Source organism: Blautia caccae, assembly GCF_040095955.1.
Lineage (GTDB): Bacteria > Bacillota > Clostridia > Lachnospirales > Lachnospiraceae > Blautia > Blautia celeris.
The window spans coordinates 92,416-113,785 of the sequence record NZ_JBBMFP010000018.1; the positions used below are offsets into that span (position 1 = coordinate 92,416).

16 protein-coding genes and 1 pseudogene are annotated in these 21,370 nt (G+C 41.3%); 5 read left to right on the forward strand and 12 right to left on the reverse strand.

The features are described 5' to 3' along the window. Window positions 1-40: 40 nt before the first annotated feature. The 9 genes from WMO65_RS18360 to WMO65_RS18400 all read right to left on the reverse strand — a co-directional run bounded on the left by WMO65_RS18360 (window position 41) and on the right by WMO65_RS18400 (window position 12,320). Window positions 41-787, reverse strand: a complete 747-nt coding sequence (locus WMO65_RS18360; RefSeq protein WP_187370579.1) for a response regulator transcription factor — start codon at window positions 785-787, stop codon at window positions 41-43. Beyond that, window positions 759-2,540: a sensor histidine kinase gene (locus WMO65_RS18365; protein WP_148392500.1), complete on the reverse strand. Its 1,782-nt coding sequence runs from the start codon at window positions 2,538-2,540 to the stop codon at window positions 759-761. Before WMO65_RS18365 ends, WMO65_RS18360 begins: the two co-directional genes overlap by 29 nt. A 217-nt stretch (window positions 2,541-2,757) precedes the next feature. Further along, window positions 2,758-3,390, reverse strand: coding sequence for a DUF3786 domain-containing protein (locus WMO65_RS18370; protein WP_148392501.1), 633 nt, complete (start codon window positions 3,388-3,390; stop codon window positions 2,758-2,760). An 18-nt stretch (window positions 3,391-3,408) separates the two neighbouring features. Beyond that, a complete protein-coding gene (locus WMO65_RS18375; RefSeq protein WP_148392502.1) occupies window positions 3,409-6,522 on the reverse strand; it encodes an alpha-mannosidase in 3,114 nt (1,037 codons plus the stop codon). Between the two features lie 242 nt (window positions 6,523-6,764). Next, window positions 6,765-8,006 (reverse strand): MFS transporter, encoded by a 1,242-nt coding sequence (locus WMO65_RS18380; RefSeq protein WP_148392503.1) that lies wholly within the window; start codon window positions 8,004-8,006, stop codon window positions 6,765-6,767. A 9-nt stretch (window positions 8,007-8,015) separates the two neighbouring features. After that, entirely contained in the window at window positions 8,016-9,350 is a 1,335-nt protein-coding gene (locus WMO65_RS18385) for an ABC transporter substrate-binding protein (RefSeq protein ID WP_148392504.1), read from the reverse strand. 22 nt (window positions 9,351-9,372) lie between these two features. Then, on the reverse strand, window positions 9,373-10,212 hold the full coding sequence (locus WMO65_RS18390; protein ID WP_207708207.1) for a carbohydrate ABC transporter permease: 840 nt from the start codon (window positions 10,210-10,212) through the stop codon (window positions 9,373-9,375). A 12-nt stretch (window positions 10,213-10,224) separates the two neighbouring features. Next, a complete protein-coding gene (locus WMO65_RS18395) occupies window positions 10,225-11,133 on the reverse strand; it encodes a carbohydrate ABC transporter permease (RefSeq protein ID WP_052098771.1) in 909 nt (302 codons plus the stop codon). Between the two features lie 251 nt (window positions 11,134-11,384). Next, window positions 11,385-12,320, reverse strand: coding sequence for a sugar phosphate isomerase/epimerase family protein (locus tag WMO65_RS18400; RefSeq protein ID WP_148392505.1), 936 nt, complete (start codon window positions 12,318-12,320; stop codon window positions 11,385-11,387). A 276-nt stretch (window positions 12,321-12,596) separates the two neighbouring features. Here WMO65_RS18400 and WMO65_RS18405 point away from each other — a divergent pair, with 276 nt between their 5' ends. Together WMO65_RS18405 and WMO65_RS18410 are read left to right on the forward strand one after the other, a co-directional pair. Further along, entirely contained in the window at window positions 12,597-14,390 is a 1,794-nt protein-coding gene (locus WMO65_RS18405) for a sensor histidine kinase (RefSeq protein WP_033139142.1), read from the forward strand. Between the two features lie 6 nt (window positions 14,391-14,396). Continuing rightward, a complete protein-coding gene (locus WMO65_RS18410; protein WP_148392506.1) occupies window positions 14,397-15,875 on the forward strand; it encodes a helix-turn-helix domain-containing protein in 1,479 nt (492 codons plus the stop codon). A gap of 62 nt (window positions 15,876-15,937) precedes the next feature. Here WMO65_RS18410 and WMO65_RS18415 read toward each other — a convergent pair whose 3' ends face one another. The 3 genes from WMO65_RS18415 to WMO65_RS18425 form a co-directional block, all read right to left on the reverse strand. Further along, a complete protein-coding gene (locus WMO65_RS18415; RefSeq protein WP_494337600.1) occupies window positions 15,938-16,774 on the reverse strand; it encodes an MBL fold metallo-hydrolase in 837 nt (278 codons plus the stop codon). Between the two features lie 307 nt (window positions 16,775-17,081). Then, window positions 17,082-17,303 (reverse strand): hypothetical protein, encoded by a 222-nt coding sequence (locus WMO65_RS18420; protein ID WP_118743370.1) that lies wholly within the window; start codon window positions 17,301-17,303, stop codon window positions 17,082-17,084. 192 nt (window positions 17,304-17,495) lie between these two features. Next, on the reverse strand, window positions 17,496-17,909 hold the full coding sequence (locus tag WMO65_RS18425; RefSeq protein WP_148392508.1) for a hypothetical protein: 414 nt from the start codon (window positions 17,907-17,909) through the stop codon (window positions 17,496-17,498). 509 nt (window positions 17,910-18,418) lie between these two features. Between WMO65_RS18425 and WMO65_RS18430 the strand changes: the two genes are divergently transcribed. From WMO65_RS18430 to WMO65_RS18440, 3 genes and pseudogenes are all read left to right on the forward strand, one after another. After that, window positions 18,419-18,586, forward strand: a complete 168-nt coding sequence (locus WMO65_RS18430; protein ID WP_187370581.1) for a hypothetical protein — start codon at window positions 18,419-18,421, stop codon at window positions 18,584-18,586. Between the two features lie 310 nt (window positions 18,587-18,896). Further along, window positions 18,897-19,916: a hypothetical protein gene (locus tag WMO65_RS18435; protein ID WP_054350616.1), complete on the forward strand. Its 1,020-nt coding sequence runs from the start codon at window positions 18,897-18,899 to the stop codon at window positions 19,914-19,916. Between the two features lie 74 nt (window positions 19,917-19,990). Continuing rightward, window positions 19,991-20,967: pseudogene (locus WMO65_RS18440) on the forward strand (IS256 family transposase); the annotation flags it as partial. Window positions 20,968-21,370 lie beyond the last annotated feature (403 nt).

The window sequence follows — 21,370 nt, forward strand, 5'->3', positions numbered from 1 at the left end:
GTCCTGCCATGTATATCCGGTCACTTTATCCAATTTCAAATTATTCTGTTTTGTCTCCGTTTTCACCATATTGAAGATATTTTTTCGGGGATACGCCCGTAACCTCTTTAAATACCCTGCAGAAATATTTCACATCCGAATATCCCGCTTCAAAAGCAATCTCATAAATTTTCCTGTTTCCCTTCTGCAGCATTTCCTTGGCCTTGCCAATCCTGTACTCTTTCAGATAATTGACAAAAGGACGGCCAACCTCCCTGGAAAACATACGGCTTAAATATTCCGGCGTTACCTTATACTTCTCTGCCAGATCATCCAGTGTCAGTTTATCCTGATAGTGTTCATGTATATATCCAATCACCTTTGTGACAAGAAGAGAATAAACCGCCGCCTCCTTTTTTGTCTCCCGGCAGGCAGGCTTCAGTTTTTTCTCCAGCCGCTCCATCAAATCTTTGATCTTCTGCACAGTCACCGGCTTCAACAGATAATCCGTCACACCCAGAGAAATGCCCTGCTGCGCATAGGAAAATTCTGCATAACCGCTCAGGATCACGAACAGACAGTCCATATGAATCTTCCTCAGGCTTTCAATCATTTCCAGTCCATTCATCCTGGGCATCTTAATATCCGTGATAACGATGTCAGGTTTCACCTCTTTAACCAAGACCATTCCGTCACAGCCGTTATCTGCATAACCTGCAATATGATATTCCGGATTGATCTTCTCAATCAGATGCCCCAGTCCTGTCTGGGCCATATATTCATCCTCCACAATCACTACTTTTAGCATATACTTCATCTCCATAAGGTATTTCCACAGTTACCACTGTTCCTGACGTCTTTGAACTATAGTAACGTATGAACGCATCTCCCCCGTAATAGCTCTCCAGTCTTGCCCGTACATTATCCGTGCCGATATCCCCTTTGCTGTCCTTACGGTTAAGCCTTGCCAGCGTCGTTTCCCCTATTCCCTTTCCATTATCCTTAATAACAAACCGCAGCCGATTCCCCTCCTCCATGGTTGCTTCAACTGTGATCTTTCCATCTTTTTTCATTTCATTAATGCCATGCACCACACAATTTTCAATAATAGGCTGCAGCAGCATTTTATGTATCAGGATATCTTCCGCCTCCTCGGGTATACGGATGATAAAGGTGAATTTATCCGAAAAACGTTTCTGCTGCAGAAAAAGATACTTGTTCAGCCATTGTTTTTCTTCTCTCACCTGCACCATCCCGTCTATATCCGTAATACTGTATCTAAGCAGGTCCGCAAGGCAGGAAATCATCTCACTGATTTCATATTCCTCATTTTCAATAGCCCTCCAGTTAATACTGTCCAGGGTATTATAGAGAAAATGTGGGTTGATCTGGGATTCCAGGGCGCGAAGTTCTGCCTGTTTCTGCCTCGTCACCGCCTCCTCTGTCTGGGCGCGCTCCCGTTTCAACCGCTTTATCAGGCGTTCAATACTTTTTGACATCTGGTTAAATTGCTGTATGACGGGATAAAACTCATCTTCAATGGTGGCATCAAGCTGCATACCCACCTGCCCTTCCCCTATTTTCTTCAGGTTCATGGAGAGCATGCTGAGATTCCTTGTAAAGTATTTGCTCAGTGCCCAGACCACTGCGACAAACGGTACAATGAAAATAATACCAATCAATATAGTCACCTGCCGGAAACCGTATAGATTTTGTTTTATTTCTTTAAGGTTTACATAAGACCGCAGTGTCCAGTTTGATTTTTCAATCTGATTTTCCTTTATCAACTGGTTCTTGTCTGATTTATCAATGCCTTCCGATATTTTTCCTATTCTGTCTTTCTCCTGGGAATATATGATTCTTCCCCGGGGGTCTATAACTTCCACCATATCGTTCCACTGGGACTCTTCATCATCGCCGGTATCCAGGTTCTGAAAAAATTCCATGCCGATTCCCATGACAAGCACTCCCACATTACTGTCAGCAACATAATCCTGAACAGGTATGGCTATATAAAACAGATCGATCTGCCTGCCCCCGGCAAGTTCTTCCTGGATTGTGGGCAAAAATACGGCTGATTCCGATTCTTTTGTCTGACTGCACAGTCCCAGACGCCGCTTTTTGTCAGACCACATATTATTGTCATAGACACTGTTGAATTTCTCGTAGGTATAGTAGTTTTCTCCCTGGTTATCTATGTATGTCATACTCTGGACTGCCTCCAGCATCTGGCCATAGGATATGAACTTACTGCGCAGGGTTGTTTTGCTCTCCACCGGCTCTCTGCCACGGTTGAGGCTGTCCATGGCTCCTGCCACCGCAGGGTCCACTACTGTCTGGTAAATCAGATCAAACACCTGCCGCAGGTCCAGTTCAAGAAAACGGACACGCTGGGTGATCTTATAATCAGTCAGCTCGTAGGCCTGTTTTTCAAGATTCTTTGCCGCCACATTAAAAATTATAGAGGAAATAATGACTGCAGGCATGACGGTGGCAACGATCAGGGCTATGATCATACGTCTTGTCCAGGATATTTTATGGAACTTTTTTTGTATGGGCATTTTGTTGATTTCCTTTGTATTTTGTAGTGTTTTGGGGGGCTTTGATGAATATTATAGACATTTATGCCGAGAAGGGCAAGATATTTAATATAGTTTCCATGGTAAAAAGAAAAATGACATAAACCCAGTGTTTATGCCACTTTTCCTATATATTTCAATGGCCGTACTCGACCATGAAGTGCATATAAAATCTTATGGAGCCAGGATGATCAAATATTCAACCTTCCTCACACTCTTCTTTCAAGCGATTGAGTATATGTGTGATCGCAAACATCAGCGTTTCGTAATGCATATAATCAAGAATGTTCTTATCTGTCAGAATCTGCAGACTGGCGGGAAAGTCCTCATCAGATTCCCAGAAACACAAGGACAGGGGAAGAAAAGGAAACAGCTCAAGTTCATAACCTACATCTCCTTTTTTTATTTTTCTTCCCCCAAGGCTCACACAGGCACAGGCCAGTTTATTTGTTTTTCCGTCAAAATACTGCCCTGCATTTTGAAAGAAATCATTTCCTTTGGCTAAGGTACCGCCTTGAACAGAAGCGAGACTTCCTACATTTACCCATTCATCCGCGAGATGACAATTCTCCTTGGAATAACAAAGCACATCATATATGGTCATGACTTCATTATAATCTGCCTTTTCTTCAGTCTGGAAAAAGTCTTTCGACCAACTTACAGTTCCGTCCAAACGGTCAATGCGGTATCTTCTCCCGACAAACGGAATATAAATATAATTTTTGTCATGTTCCAGTGCGAACTTTTGAATCATTTTCTCCTGATCATACTGCAAAAATACGCCTGCCATATGTTTTTTCATCTTTTCATAGTTAGATATATTGTTTTTCACAATCCTTTTTCTCCACTTTTACAGATACAGTTTAAAGGTCTTGATCATAAACGGCGTAACCTCAAAGGATACTTTGGAGCCTTCCACTGCCTCTCCGCTGTCATGTTCCAGTAAATTACAGGGCACGATACGTTTTACATCAAACTGGGAAGTAAGGGTCACTTTTCTTCTTCCGCCCCTGCACTCATGCAGCCTTACGATCAGGCAGTCTTCCTCCTCCGCCTTCTTCACTGCATCAATCTGCACACAGTCCGAAGACACTTCCACAAGCTTTCTCCGGTCCGTAAATACACCGGAAACAACCTGTGCAGGCAGGTTCAGCTGGTTGGCAGCTTCGATGGTCCCGCCTTCTGTCACATTTCCAATATGGGGATACAGAGAATAAATAAATTCATGCACCCCCTTATCCGCCGTGGTGTCCGGATAAACTGCGCTCTTCAACAGGCTTAGCTTTACAGCATTGTCTTTGATGCTGTATCCATATTTACAATCATTCAACAGGCTGACACCATATCCGTTTTCTGAAAGGTCTGCCCATTTATGTCCGCAGACTTCGTATCTTGCCCAGTCCCAGCTGGTGTTCCAGTGGGTGGGGCGCTCCGCATGTCCGAACTGGATATCATAGACTGCCTTTGTGGAACGGATATTGGTGTAAAATGCAGTTTTCAGCAGTCTCTGGGTCTCCTGCCAGTCTGCCTGAGTGACAAAATCAATTCTTCGGGAATCTTTATACACTGTCATATCCTGCCGGATGGTGGACTTGTGGTACTTAAATACAAAGCGTACCACTGCTTTTAACTCTCCCTTTTCCACCAGTTCTACAGCTTCTGCCAGCTTTGCTGTTTCTTTTTTCTGAGTATAGAAAATATCAATATCCCAGGCATCGTAATTAATGGGCTTATCCTCATAGATTTCCAGTACATTTCCGGGCTGGCCCTCTTTCAGCACAGACCTGTCCGCCTCTTTATCGAAAATCTCGGTCAACTGTCCGTCCTCATTCCAGGAAATGGTGTAGATTGGGGTTTCCAGTGTATTTCCGTCAAGTGAAAAGCTGTCGCCGGAAGTATCTTCCGCTTCAAAATGCACATCTTCGGCAGGCTCAAACTTCACGGCAGCCGCCCCAAAAGGTTCCGCTTCTACCAGAACTTCGTATCCGCCCGCAGTCTTCTGGGCTTCCAGCTTTTGTCCCTTTTCATCCACAAATCTTCCTGTCCCTTCTTCCGGAATCAGAACCAGCTCTTTTCCGCCAAAGCTATTGGTGGTATATACGCTGTACATATGCGCTTCCGGTTTTGTAACAATTTTAAGCACATCATCTGTTATCCGGTCTGCCCTCTCTTCCGCGATACCATAGTTGACATGGGAGTCCTCATAAACTTCATGGATGGAAGAGCCCGGGATAATATCATGGAACTGGTGAAGCAGCACGCACTCCCAGCTTTTATTCAGTTCCTGCTGTGCGTAATTTCCGCCCAGGATGTAAGACAGAGAGGACAGCCATTCTGTCCGGGCCAGTTTGTTTTCCAGACGGCGGTTTGTTTTCTTATTGTATGCCTGGGATGTATACGTTCCTCTGTGGTATTCCAGATACAGTTCGCCATCCCAGGTGTGGACGTAGCGATCCGTTTTGTCCACATTCTCATGCATCCTGCGGAAGAAATCTTTCGCCTGTACAGCCTTTACTTTCGGCAGACCAGGAATCACGTCCATGGCTCTTCTTAGTTCCAGCATATCCCTGGTAACACTGCCGCCTCCGTCGCCGTAACCATAGGAGATCAGCGTCTCGCTGCTCAGTTCCTTGTTCTTAAATTTCTTCCAGCTTCCGATCACTGCATGAGGTGTCACCATTCCGTTATATGTGGCATATCTGGTGTCTGAGTCCTGTCCCTCACTGGGAGTATTTACAAAGTAAGTCAGCACCTCGCTGCCGTCAATCCCCCTCCATCGGAACAAGTCATCAGGAATACTGTTAAACTGGTTCCAACTGATCTTGGTAGTCATAAATGTATCTATCTCACACTGTTTCAGAATCTGAGGCAGCGCCCAGCTGTAACCGAATACGTCAGGCAGCCACAGATACTCACATTTTTTTCCAAACTCCTTTTCCATAAAGCGGGTCCCGTGGAGGAACTGGCGCACCAGTGCTTCACCGGAGGAAATGTTACAGTCAGCTTCCACCCACATGCCGCCGTCGGGTTCCCATTTGCCTTCCGCCACTTTTTCTTTGATCTTGGCATACAGTTCCGGGCAGTCCTCTTTGATATATTTGTAAAGCTGAGGCTGGGTCTGAAGGAAAATAAACTCATCATACAGTTCCATCAGGCGAAGCACAGTAGAAAAAGATCGCTGTGCTTTCTCTCTGGTGTGCTTCAGACGCCACAGCCATGCCACGTCAATATGGGTATGTCCTACTACGCTGACTGTCACATCCGTATGTTTCTCCATCTGGTCAAGCTCAGTCATCAGAACCTCATAGGCTGTCTCCACTGTCTCATAGAAATATTCCTCATCCCAGTTGATAAACTGAAGCACCCGGTCCAGAGCGGCTTTCAGCTTCACATACTGCTCGTTGTCCTCCGGCATCAGCCGGAGTGTACCGGTGATGGCTTTTGCAAAATAATACAGCTCATCTGTGGTCTTATGCAGATACGCCACATCCGCCTGTTTACACTGATGGAAAAAGGTGCGGTGCGCGCCGCCCCCTTCCAATCCGGTCCAGAGAAGGAATGTGAGACGTACCGCTTTTCCCTCCTCCCCCCGGAAAATAACTTCATTGTGGTTGGTGTCCACACCCTGATAAGGATGTCCATCCACATACAGCAGGGACTCAAATCCGCTGTTGTATCCGCCTCCGGTCTCACCAAAGTCAAATAAACCAACTACTTCACAGCCTTCTTTTGCTTCCGGCAATTTCACTTCTTTTTCGATCCACAGATAACGGTCTCTTCCCACAAAGGAATCGTTGATTCCGAACTCCGGCCCCTCTATTTTCTCCGGCAGCCCGCAATAGCTCTCGTCTTTTGGAAGATTTCCCTCCATAGATATGAACGGCGCGATGCACTGATGGCTAAAGTATCTGCGCCGGCCCAGTTCGCTTACTCTTCTTTCAAACTTGTCCAGTGTCAAAAACATCTGTTGTTCCTCCTTATAGAATTTCGTTTATCTCAACTCTTTTATTTATACTTTAAACAAAAACTTCCTTTTTGTCTTGTGTTTCTGTGAATTTTATGTGTAAATTTTAATATTTATCTCCGTATTATGTGGCTTTTTCCATTCCTCTCTTGCACCGATAAAAAGGTGTACAGATTTTTATCACAGATCTGTACACCTTAATTTTTTATTCCTGAATCCTCATAATTTTAATCGGACTGTTATCAGTATTCCGTATAAATATTCTTTCTGTTTATCCCCCAGCGTTTTATAGGGATTATACAGCAGAACATCCCGGCAATTCCACACAGACACCAGGCAAATTCTGTTCCGCCCCAACCAAACTTTTCTGTCAGCACGCCGAACAGGATACTGGCAGCTGCACTTCCCAGGTGGGTAATGGCATTTAAAACCCCGGTTGCGGTAGATACTTTACCTTCACCACGGAAATGCATGGGCAGTAAACTGACAAACAATGTATTTACTCCTGTCATCATACTGGTAACCACTGCAAATACCACCATACTTCCCGGAAGGGAAAGTCCTGTCATCATCAAAGCAATACATACAACAGAAACCCCAAAGAAAACTGCTCCGGTCTTGGTTTCATTCTTAAAAAGCGTCCGGTTCCCATATCCTGCCATATAGACACCGGACAGATTCACTATGGGAATCACCATAGAAATAATAACCGATAATGACGAACTGATGGTAAATCTTTCTATCAGATAAGTAGGTATCCAGGTTGTCAGTCCATCTTTTAATACGCCATGGATAAACGTAGCAGCAAGCATCCACAAAACCCCGGAAGCTGCCAGAGATATTTTCTTTTTATTTACCTGCCTTTTGCCGGGCTGTGTATTCTGAATTGGCTTCTGAACTTTTTCAATTTTTTTCTCAATGATCGGAATTGCAATCTGCCACAACAGAACAACTGCAGCAAGCCAGATCCCGGCACTCCAGAAACAGTATCTCCAGTTTGCTGCCTTTAGCATAACTGCATCCAGAAGATATGCCGCCAGCATTCCCGCCGGAGCTGTAAATGACAACATTAAGATAATATTTACCGACTGCTGTCCGTAAGTCAGATTTATCACCATCTTTACCACCGGCGGCCAGATCATGGCCTGGGATACACCATTTAGAAACCACAGAATCTGCATTCCTGTAACACTGTCAACAAACGGAAATAATAAATTGGCCGCTGTAGTCCCAATCAGACCAATGGAAACCAGTTTCTTAGGCGAGATTTTGTCTCCCAGAATGCCGCAGGGAATCTGAGCCAGTCCGTATGCCAGATAAAATGCCGCCGCAACACTTCCCAGCTCTGTTTTCCCCCACAATCCTGTCTGAGTCATATCACCCATACTTGCAGAAAAATTCAAACGTCCAAGATAGATAGAAAAATATACGATCCAACATACCATACCCAATGCTGCTGCACTGTTTTTTCCTGCATTTTTCATAATTTTTATTTATTCCTGATTTGCCCAGTATTCATCCAATGCCTGCTGTGCAATGACTGCCGCGTCATCCAGCGCTTCTTTTGCCGGTACATTTTCAATCTCGATCAGGTCACATGCATCTGACAATGCGGTCATTACATCACCACCGGTAATATCATGCCACTTTCTGCGTCCAAGTTCAGCCTGTTCGATCGGCACAAGTGCCTGTGGATTCTTTTCCAAATATGCTTTATATTCTTCATCTTCTTTAACTGAGCTGCGTACCGGTACATATCCTGCACTCATAGAGAAGTTTTTTGTTCCCACTTTATTAAGATAGGTGAGGAATTTAAAAGCTGCCTGTTTTTCAACATCCGGTGCTTTCTTCACAATAGCCGCTGTAATGGGGTCTACATAAGGTTTTGGCGGGTTGTCGTTAAATCCGGGCTGCACATGTGCCGCAATAATATTAAAATCCAGATCTCCCTGGTCACCGCTGGAACCTATATATCCTCCGGCCCTTCCCTGCATTACATCATCAATGGTCTTATACCAATATTCCCAGCCGTCTCCGCCAAAGTGGATTCCCATGATTTTCTCTTCATTGATCCATTTGCGGGCAGATTCCATTGCTTCCACAAATGCGTCACTGTTAAAGGTAACGGTTTTCTCGTCCTCACTTACAATGGTTCCTGCATTACTGCATGCAATGTCAACCAGACAGTCAGGTCCGGACATTGGCTCAAATCCGAAGAAATTGGGTTCCTCTGTTTTATAATGTTCCTGCAGCGTACGTGCTGCATCAGCAACATTCTGCCAGGTAGCAAATACTTCATCTGGATCCAGACCCACTTCTTCAAACATATCTTTTCTGTAGTAAACTACCTGTGTAGTTCCCCATACCGGAAGGCTGTACACATGGCCTTCACTGTCACGGCAATAATCCATGAAAGCTTCTATAATGTCATCTTTGTCAAACTCAGGATCTGCAGCAATATAATCATCCATATATTCCAATACACCTTTTTCCGCAAACGTAGTGGAGTCTATGTGGCTGCCCAAATAACAGGCCGGAACCTCTCCGGATGCAATCGCCGCCTGCAGCATCTTACTGGTCTCCTCATAGCTTGACTGAACCACACCTTTCACAACAACCTCATCCTGTGACTCATTAAAGGCAACAATCATCTCTTCCATAGTCTCACCCAGAGTTCCCCCCAGCCCGTACCAGAATTCAATTTCCACCGGGCCTGATGCACTTTCGTTTCCGCCCTTTGCTGTATTTCCGGATTCAGACTTTCCGCATCCGACTGCTGATACCATTGTCAGCATTGCCAGTGTCAGTGCAATTGTTCGTTTTTTCATTTTCGTTTTCTCCTTAACTTTTTTATTCTTTTACCGCAGCATCACTGGTAATTCCGTTTAAAATCCAACGTTGTCCGAAAAAGAACAGTAACAACAATGGAAATACGATCACACAACATGCTGCCATAATAGTTCCCCACTTCAATCCATAAGCACCCTCCGATGTGAAGAATGCCTGCAGGCCCATGCTTACCAGGTATTTTTCCTTATCGTGAATCAATAAGGAAGGCCACATAAAACTGTTATAACTGCCCAGGAAGGAAAGTAATCCCAGGGTAACAAACGATGAAACTGACATGGGGGCAACTACCTTCCATAGAATCTTCCAATGTCCTGCCCCGTCAATACGTGCCGCTTCCACAATACCCGGACTGATCTGTGCAAATACCGTTCTTAAGAAAAAGATATTAAAAATACTTGCACAACTGGAAAAAATATAGCCGGCGTGGGTATTCATTAATCCTAATTTTGATAAAATAACATAAGACGGTACATAGGTTGTACTGGCCGGCATAATGTACGTAATCATGATTAATGCGATCAAAATATTTTTTCCACGGAAATGGATATGAACCAGCGCATAGGCAAACATTGCTGAATTAATTAAAATCACTGCTGTAATAATAACTGCTGTGTACGCACTATTCCACATATATTTAAAAAATGTTCCATCTGCCAGCGCATCTCCGTAGTTGATCCACTGAGCCACTGAAGGAAAAACCTTAGGCGGAACTTCCCAGATTTCATTTTTCGTCTTTATGGAATTGGTAAACATCCATAGAAATGGAAATGCAATTAAAAAACTTGTCAGAACCAAAACCACATGAACCAGACTATTCTTTATTCCTTTTTTTCTCGTCACTGTTGTCACCTCCTAGTTATAGAATACGGTTTTCTTGGAAATTTCAGTCTCAGCCCAGGAAAGAACCACAGTTATAAGCACCAGTACCACTGCCACCGCTGAGGCTTTTCCGGTTTCAAAATTTCTGAACGCTTCCTGATAGTAATAATACAGCAGTGTACGGGTGGAACCTGCCGGACCTCCTTGTGTCAGTACCTGAATCTGGTCATACGCCTGAAGCGAACTGATACTGGACATGATAACCAGGAAAAATGTTGTAGGAGATATCATTGGAAGCGTAACTTTCCAAAACTGCTGAAATCCATTGGCGCCATCAATGGCTGCTGCCTCCTTCAGACTCTGCGGAACCTTCCGAAGCGCTTCCATATAAAAAATCATGGTCCAACCGATACCCTTCCATACAGTCACGATCAAAACACTGAGCATCGCTGTACTGCTGCTTTGTGTCCACTGACTGCCGGGAAGTCCAAAGAGCCCCAGAATATAGTTCAAAATTCCCACACGTGGTTCAAAGATCCAGGACCATACAACACTGACTGCAACCATGGGTGTGATATATGGTGCGAAGATCACGGTACGATACACCCCGGTTCCTTTTCTTGCACCATTCATCAGCAATGCTACCAATAAACCTAAGACAATCGTCGGAACGGTGCTCCCCACTGCAAAAACCAGTGTATTCCACAGTACGTCCCCAAATTTAGGGTCCCTCAACAGACTGGCAAAATTCTTAAGACCCATGAAGTTGATATTTTCGGACATCATATCCCAGTCCGTAAAGCTGAGCCCACCGGACCATACTACCGGTATTACCCAAAAGATAAGCAGCGGAATCAACGCCGGCACCACAAACATAACCCCTGTGAGATTCTCTTTCCGTGAATAATGCACTTTTACTTTTCTTTTTCCCTCTTTCTGCATATTTTCACTTTCCTTTCCCTTTTCTGTTCATACTCAAATTCATATCTGAATTGTAGCATCCGCATTATTCAATTTACATATCTTTATTTGCCAATGAATGTCTTCTTTTGTTCATCTCGTACAGGCATATGTGGGACCCGCTCCATACCATATGGCATTTTTATACAATTCATATCCGATTGACACAAAACAAAAGGGCGGCAGAAACTGCTTTTTTAATACAGTTCCCGCCGTCCCTTCAAATTCTCTTATCAATCACAAACACTTTCCGAAGCTTTTGCATCCAGTACCATTTGATGAAATCTGAGAGCTCTCTCATGACAGTCTTTCAGCAGACTTATCTCTTCCTCATGGGACTCAAATGCTTCTCCATATTTCAGCCCTACCTCAAAATCCGCAGGAAGATCTATTGGAGCTTTTGCCACCCAGCGGGCAATCTGATTCCAATCCAGCACTCCGGTAAATGGTACTCTGTGAGCATCTGCCATCACCACCGCCCGCTCGTCATTCAACTTTTCGGGTGCAATGGAATCTGTATCCTGAAGGTGTGTCGCATAGAGACGGTCATAATATTTTTCCAGGAATACATAATAGTTATCCTGGCTCATAATACTGGCATGACCGGAATCATAACACAATCCTATAAAATCATCATCATACCTGTCAAATATTCTATCATACTTATCAATCTGGTACTTCATAGGCGTCAGCAGAAGGTTCTCCAGTGCAATTTTTACCCCCGCCGCTTTCGCATAGCCCTGTATCTCATCGAAGGAACGGTACACCTGCCGGTAATAATCTTTCATATTACTTTTATTTTTCTCAAATTCCCGAAATGGAAGCTGCATATGTAAAACCATTACATTTGCTCCAATATGCGTACACAGATCAATCCTGTTTTTTAAAAGGTCTGCTCCCGCCAGCCGCAAATACTCATTTACGTTTGTGTAATCTTTTCGGCTTCCCCCCTCCGTTGCATGAACAGAATGTCCCTTTACTCCGTAATGTTTCAGAACTGCTCCTGCCTGAAGCATTTCACTTTTACTGTACATATATTCATCCGACCAGTCATGGATCCACTGTGTATGCGTAAAACCCGCCTCCGCCAGACAACATATCTGATGTTCCATACTTGCCCAATCATGCAAGTCATTGTTATAGTCTGTATTAACCGATGTTTCCAACATATATCTTTCCCCCAGCTGCTGTTTTGGCCTGCGCCTTTTTTGTGCAATTGGACTTAGCTTTTGCACATCCAACTGCAATTGTTTATATTCTAAAATTTATATTTGAAGTATAGCATCTTTCTTTCTTAATCTACATATCATCTTTTGCTATTGAATATCTTCTTTTGTTCATTTGGTATAGATATGCATACAAATTAAAAGCCTTATGTTATAATGTCCACATATTAGAAGTAATTATATCATTTATTACATTATTCCAATATATTGGAGGTGCCTATGAGCCTTTTCACCAAACGAACACTGGTTCAAAAAATATGTATATTATCCCTGCTCTTTTTGACGATTCCCACACTGTTTTTTTCCTTCTATCTGTATAAAAAACAAACACGGGAATTACACACACAGTTGATTCATGAACAGGGCATAGCGATCGAACAGACAACGAAAACACTGGATAATATTCTTACTTCTATTTCAGACCTTTCAAGAGATATTGCCTACTCACAACCCCTGAATAATTATCTCGGAAAACATTATCGTATGGGGCTGAATAAATTTCCTGTATGGTCTGAAAAATATCTGGGCGAAATCATTGCTTCCATCAAATATTCTTTAAAATACAGAAATCTGGGTGTCAACACAGCCAACATTTTTACAACAACTCCTCTGGAGGAGGAAGGCAGCTATTTCTGGTCTGCAGACCGGCTTGTAAATCTGGATTTTTTTCAACAGTTTCAGGAAGCAGAAAGTGAATTTGGCCTTTTTTATCTCGATACGAAACAAACTGAAGTTTTTCATGATACCTGCGGATACTCCACAAGTTCTGCAGACAAAAATATCATCCTGGTCATACAAAAAATCAATACAGAATACCAGGGTTCCTGTATGGGATATATTGTTTTTGAATGCTCCCCGTCCAAAATATTTCCGACTCTGTTTCGTCCTTCGCAAAACGGAAATTATTTTGCCTGGTTTCAGGACTCGCAAAAAGGTTACGGGGCAGAACCACCCCAAAACCTGGAGGAGCTTCTTAATGATGATGCAAATTCCGCTCCGTTTTTCATAAACTCCGGCAAAGAACAATACATCTGCTGTATGATGGAGCATTTTGACATTATGATCATGAACACGCAGCCGCTTACTTTTTATTCCAGTAACCGCCCTGTGTTCAGTCTTTCCCTGGTACTGGCCTCATTTGCTGTACTTCAGTTTATACTGTTAACAATTTTTATCCGAAAATCTTTTCATCAGCTTCACACCGATCTGAATCTGATGGATGCAATCATTGCCCATGGGTTTAAAGAAAAGATTCCGGAAACGCGTTCTGATGAAATCGGTATGATTGCCCACAGATACAATATTTTACTGGATAAGATAAATTCCCTGATACAGGAAACCGTAGAGAAAGAAACCACTCAGACTCAGGCTCAGCTAAAAGCTCTGCAATATCAGATCAATCCGCATTTTATCTATAACACACTGAGTATTTTTTCCGGATACGCTTCCCAGCATGGCCAGGAAATACTTGCAGAATCCATTGCATCTTTTGGACAGATCCTCCGATACAACATAAAAAATGATGGATTGTACGCGACGATTGAATCTGAACTTCGCACCGCTGTCTCTTTGATCAACGTGTACAATATCCGCTATTTTAATCAATTACGTTTGACTACGGACGTTCCTGAATCCGTTCAAAAGATACAGATTATTAAATTTTTACTGCAGCCTCTTTTGGAAAATTCCATTCTGCACGGATTGGTATCGCCTAACACTTCGCTGCATATACATATTTCCATTAAACCAATGGCTGATTTTATGGAAATAAAGGTTTGCGATGATGGAGACGGCATGTCACCGGACCGATTATCAGAGGTATTATACAGCCTGGAACATCCTTCTGAAACTTTACTGGATTCTTCCAACGGTACTTTTATCGGCCTGCAGAACATCTATAGACGACTGAAACTTTTTTACAGCCAACGTGCTCAGCTTACAATTGAAAGCCGGGAACACCATGGGACTACTATAATGATTCATATTCCGGCTGACGTAATAAAGGAGGAGTAATGAACTATGTACAATATCCTGATTGTCGATGACGAATATTATATCTGCGAGGGCCTGCATAACAAGATTCGCCTGCTCAATTTTCCGGAAGCCGGCGAAATCCGAACCTGCCTGAGCGGAGAAGATGCCCTGGAAATTTGCCGGACTTACAAACCTCAGATTGTATTTACTGATATCAAAATGAACGGCATGGATGGTATCAGTCTGATTCATGCTTTGAGCAAAAAACTTCATCCCGTTCAGTTTATTGTGCTCAGTGGGTATGATGATTTTGATTATGTAAGAGGCGCTTTTCAAAACGGGGCTATGGACTATCTCCTAAAACCGATTCTCAATGATAGTCTGTGCAAAGTTCTCACAAAAGCTTTCTCCGCTTTTCAAAGCTATCCTCATGTACCTCACAAATTCCGTGAAAATCTTTTTCATCTTTCGGAAAACCTTTTGCAAAAGCTGACACAGCTTCCCGCTAACGGCACTCCTCCCGCATCTTTTCTTGACGGTCTTGCCAATGAAGGAATTGAAGATAACTGCTGTATTGCCATATTGGCTTTTTGTTCCCCTCAGACCTATGATGCAATGAATCATAAGATCAATGCGGTTTATGATACCATCGGTCATGTTTTATGCAATGCGTTATCACAGTTTGAAATTGTTATGATCTGCGCTGCCGAAAGTTATGAATCCCTCAGAAATTTTCTTCTGGGTACTATTGATGCAAACAAAGATTCCTGCGTGGGGTGTCTGATGTCTCCTTCCGACATTTCCGGTATTGCCCGGCACTTTCAGAGGGCACAGGAATATATTTGTCTGCGTCTTCCCCTGGGATACGGACATCTCTTTACAGATATGACGCCAATGGCAAAACAGGGTATTCCTCAAAAGCTTAAACATATGATGAATCAGTTTATCCAAACACCTTCCCTGATTGCCAACAGTGCACAGCGCATTACTTTTTTTAAAAAGATCGAAGAGCTCACTATACCAGATTTGAACATTTTTTATCATTACTTTAACGAGGTACTGGGTGCAGCCTTATCCACACTAAACTATTTTGAACTGAGCCAGCGCTGTCCTCCTCTCTCTTCTTTTGCGGATTATGAGAGTCTGGAAAACTACCTTCATAATAAACTAATCAGGTATTCACAGCAAATTTCCCAGCATCCTGAGCCTTCCAATTCTTTGGATATGGTAAAGAATTATGTGGATACGCATTACATGGAAGAACTGACGCTTTCAGCTTTAGCTGACCGTTTCTTTATGAGTTATTCCTATTTGAGCAAGTCTTTTCATAAGACATTCCATATGCCGTTTCAGGAATATCTGCGTATGGTCCGTATGGAACATGCACTGGAGTTTTTGAAGAATCCCAATCTCTCCATTCAGCAAATCGCAGCAAATGTAGGGTATGAAAACGCGTTTAATTTTTCAAGAGCATTCAAATCCCAGTACGGCGTTTCTCCGAATCATTTTCGTAATAATTCCTGATTCATTACAGACAGAAAGCCTCAGAATAAAATCTGAGACTTCCTGTCTGAAATCCCCTGGCTTTACTTACCTATTTCTATACACATACCATCAAAAGCCGCCTGAAATACAGTATCTTTCAGGTCTTCTGTCATCCTTTCATATGTCCAGCCGCCATTATGTGAAAAATGTGTCACTATCCATGCAGTCTCCTGATCGGCAGCCCCTTCTTTTTCCATTCTTTCCTTTACTTCCAGTATATCCCCAAAACCCATATATCCATGGTATTTTGATTTTTCCTTCCCCATCGTGCAATCCATACTGGCACCATTTAACTTTTTGCCTTTTAATCCCTTCCAAAATTCCTCGCCCGGAATTCCGGTATCATTGCCATATAAAAAGGCTGTATCTTCTTTTTCAATTAAAAACAATAACGCCTCTTCTGTCTGCATATGCCTGGCAGGCAATACTGTGATCCTGTAATTTTCTATTTCCAGAACGTCAAATGGTTTAATTTCGTGGGGAACAATATATTCCCATATATCTTCAACGGAAAATCTTTCTGCCATCTCCTTTAAAAGACAGATCACCGCACTGTTTCCATAAATATGAAGCTGCTCAGCTCCCCATTTCTTTCCATATTCCGGATGACGCATGAATAAATCCATAGGATAAAAATGATCATCATGTGAATGGGTTATCAAAAGATGTGAAATTGCCGACAAATCTATTTCATTTTCCAATGCATGTTTATAACTGTCTGCCGGAAAATCAATGAGCAGCTTATCATCAATCAATGCCTGGGATCTCGTTCTCACTTCTCTCTTCCGGTGTTCTCTTGCATATGTACATATCGGACAATTGCAAAATAAGGCCGGGATTCCCTCTGCTGCTGCGGTACCTAAATATTTAATTTTCATGGCTGCCTTCTCCTTTAAATTATTTTATGCCTGAGTTAAAATGTTTGCTTTTATACTTATAAAAAAATCATAACACTTTTTGTCTCCTGCATCATGTTTTAAGTATAACAATTCATGCCTTTATAAAACATATCTTTTGTATCAAATTTCTATCATTTTTTATCAACTTATGTGATTGTCTGATGAACCGTCCCATATGATCATATACCTCTTTATGAAAAAAGCTTATCGCATACCAATGTCATGGTGTATAAAAAAGTCCGGGAACCCAAAATTTCCTGGTTCCTGGACTTCACCTGATTCTCCTTTATCTTCCACGGAAAAACCGGAAGATTATTTTGTATTGGAATTTTCTTCTTTTTATTTCTTCGGACTCTTTTCCTACTTCATCCAATTCCCGGACCTGTGCATCGCTCGTTCCCGAAAGAGCTTCAAGCATTTTAGCTATCTCATTTTGGGCTATGGGACCTGAAGTTAAGGACAGGCTTACCATTATGGCAAGAAATAATTTATATAATTTTTCTTTCAATTACATTCCTCCAATTCAATCTCTGCTTTCCTTTAATCTCACAATAAATATTCGATTTATATTGGTCATCTGTTTGCATACAAAAAGAAAGCCATTCCTTGAATCTTAAAATGACTTATGAACACTATCACACTTGCAGTAAAGGATTCTTGTGATAGTATATATACTTTGTTCGAGGGGAAAGAAATTGATTCAATTGTCCAAACGTACCTTCTGATCAACTAATGTCCATTCATCCGGTAACGCCTTAAATAAGGTTAAAAAGAAAAAGAGAAAAGCTATAACAAGAACCAGATGCAGGCTGAATCCTTTGGGAATAACTGCAATCGTGGGTATTGTACATATATGCTTCGTTATAGTTTCATTAAAAGAATTATTTTCGTTCAAATATGAAGCGTTAAGATATGTAGTATTATCACCATCTTCATTGGCAGCGATATCTTTTGAAATTGCCCATGTCTCAATTGCAGTTGTTTTATCCAATAATTCACATAGGTTATCAGCACCACCAAAGAATACATTCATAGTAAAACATATGGCAAAAAGAAGCGTAATGAAAGAGACTATAATACAGGATATATGATTTTTTCTATTATTTATTTCCATTATAATTCCCTTCTTATCTACCGCTGAGACCAATTGGGGCAGCCTAAACTACATTGCTTTTAATTCAATATCTTGAGATAGCAGAACTCTGATTTGCTGCTTGTTATAACAAATTTTATCATACTATGTCTTATTTTACTATTATTTTGAAAAAAATACGAAGTACTTTTGCACTCTACAGTATATTACTGATATATAGTTTTCTTTAACAACATTTCTTCTGAGGAGTATCTGGTATTTTTTATCATTCCTCTCCTCTGTTGTTGACAGGGTTGCTTCATGAAAAAATCGGGGTACTGAAAAATGGTCTTATTTTTGAAGGAATTAAAAACTTAAACAATACTCAATTCCATTTTTCATTTACGGTTATGCCTATCTATAGTTGCATTCGCATTATAAAATAACCTATTTGATAATATCAAATGTTTTATTTGCAAATTTATTAAAGTCTTTATTTACTATATTTATTTCATGATATATAATGGGCGAAAAAGCAGGTCGATAATAGAATGGCTCAATATGAAACGAATTACAGAGTTCCTAAAAAGGACATGCTTGTACAGATTGCAGAGGTTTTAGAAGTGAATGTGATAAACTTTACTGGATTAACTCCGGATTTTTCGGAAGATATTATATTTACGTTTTCTGGATGGCTGAAGAAAACAAGAGATGATTAATGTTTTTCAGTTGGTAAGCAATCCGTGAAAGGCTAATGCTTCTGATGATAGTGCGGTTCGCTGTAATGTTAATGATAATCGGCCTGCTCATGCACCAGTTAGGATATATTTTAATTATGGAATCGTTAATGTTTTTATGAGAAAATGGTCAAAAAGAAAAGAAGAATTGAAGGCTAAAAATTTACCTTTTATAGGTCTTAAAGCGGAAATTGAATTGGTGTTTTACATGTGATGATTGCGGAAAACTTTGCCCTACAAATCATGGCGTAAGGCATGTACAGAAGTTAAAGAGAACGATAAGGAGATTTATATGTTATATTATCCCGGATTTGAAGTAAAAGATATAAACTGGTTGAAATTTGCCCTCTTGTACTTAGATGATCTGCGTCCTATTATCCCCCAAATACCATATACCAGAGAGAATTATCTTGATTCTCTAACTCTCAAGATAATGGATTCAACTGATTTAATAAGAGAATATTGCCCTGATTATAAGGAGGGCAATATTGCTTCATTAAAAGCAATGGAATATTTTGATAACTATTTAAAAAATCCTAAAATATATGCTAATCAATTTAATTCTTCTTATGGACACGCAAACTATCTGCCTGACAAATGGAGAAATAAAGCACAACAAAATTATATTTTATATACTGGCAAATTCTCAACTGATTTTTATTATTATTGTATTGATGAAGGAATAGCCCATCCCTGTGATGAGGGAATAAAAATCCATGAAGACTTAGCTTTTGTATATATGAGCTTTTTAGCTGAAGTCATTTCTGAAGCAAACGAAATGGAAGCAATAACCGATATTTCTAAATATAACAAAATAATTTTAAATAATAATAAAATATTAAGTAAAACTATTGGCAAAGAACTGAAATATGCTATAAATAATATAGAACTAAATCTTCCATGTGATATTAGTAAAATCTCTATTGATAAGTTTATCAAACTGAGATCTTCTAGGGGGTTCAACCAATTACGTACTGCATATACAAATGAAATTAAAAATCTAATTGAAGCTAAAGAACAGAAGAACTATGGCTATTCGTTAGAAAACTTACTAAGTTATCAAAAAGACTTTGTACGTTTTTGTCACCAGAGTTTTAATATGCTTGGCTCAATTTACCTAACTGCCTTTGGTATACACCAAATTGCCGGCGACAATCTAACCCCCATCGCCCTATTAAGCACCGCAATAGGGGTACATCAAAATCTAAATGCGGTTGTCAAAGCCGGGGAAATAACTGAGACCTTTAAAGACATACACAATAAACATTTAGCAAGGAAATATGTTGCAACGCTAAGAAGAACCTCTTTATAAAAATAGACATGTTCTATAGCCGTTTGGTAGAATTAAGTTACCACACAAAAATCTCACAAAGGAGGCTATAAAACATGTCTGATAACATTATACAACTCAACGAGGATTTGATAAAGCACGATTTACGAGATTTAGTCCGCTCCAGTGTTGAGGAAACTCTCAATGCCCTGCCTGATCATGAAGCAGAAGAATTAGTAAATGCTGAGAAGTATGAGCGTCCTGGTAATCGTAAGGGGTACCGTTCCGGCCATTACAACCGTAACTTCCAGACCACAGCTGGGGATGTCACCCTAAATGTTCCTAAACTAAAAGGTGTTCAGTTTGAAACTGCTATTATCGAACGGTATCGCCGCAGAGAATGCTCTGTTGAAGAAGCCCTTAGCGAGATGTACCTTGCCGGTGTTTCTGTTCGCCGTGTTGAGGATATCACAAAAGCTCTGTGGGGAACCAAAGTGTCTCCCGGAACCATCAGTAACCTTAACAAAAAGGCCTATGAACACATTGAAACTTGGCGCACAAGACCACTGACAGGGGAATGTCTCTATGTTTATGTGGATGGTGCATACCTGAAACGAAGCTGGGGCGGTGAGGTTCAAAACGTTTCCATCCTTGTTGCAATCGGCGTTAATCAGGACGGTTGCCGTGAAATTATTGGCGCAGCCGAGGGCATGAAGGAAGATAAAAAGAGTTGGCGTTCCTTCTTTATCTGGCTCAAAGAGCGTGGTTTAAATGGTGTACGCCTCATCATAGGTGATAAATGCCTTGGTATGCTTGAAACAATACCCGAAGTGTTTCCTGATGAAAAATATCAGCGTTGTACTGTACATTTCTACCGCAACATCTTCTCTGCAACACCACGCAAATGTATGAAGGAAGCAGCCATGATGTTAAAGGCAATTCATTCACAGGAATGTAAATCAGCTGCCCGTGAAAAAGCTGCTCAGGCAGCCCAAAAACTCCGTGAAAGGAAGCCAACCGTGAAATTAAGAGACGAACAAAAGCGATCGGTGCCTTCCCGGATGGGCAGAGTGCTTTAATACTTGTATGTTCATAGCCGGATAACTACCGGCAACCAGACGGCAAAAATTAATTTGCGAAAAATAATTGACACTATCGTATTAATCGCAAAGAACAAAATAATTGCAGGTATACTTATCCCTAATACTGTGAGAAATATTTTATATCTTAATGAGCTCAGTTGTATTTTCATATCCTGTATTCCTCACATAATTCCCCGGTTATTTATATTACTGGCCAATGAAAAGTTTCAAATAAAAAATAACCCCTTCAAGCAATTTTATAGTATCCTTTAACTGCTATGAAAAAAGGAAATAAAATCGCCGAAAGAGTTATCTGATAGCAGCGCCGGTGTGAGACTGTTCTGCATTTCGCCCCGCTTTACAAAGTTGATGGACGCACCATACTGATCGGGGATGGCGTCAGGCAGGCAAAAG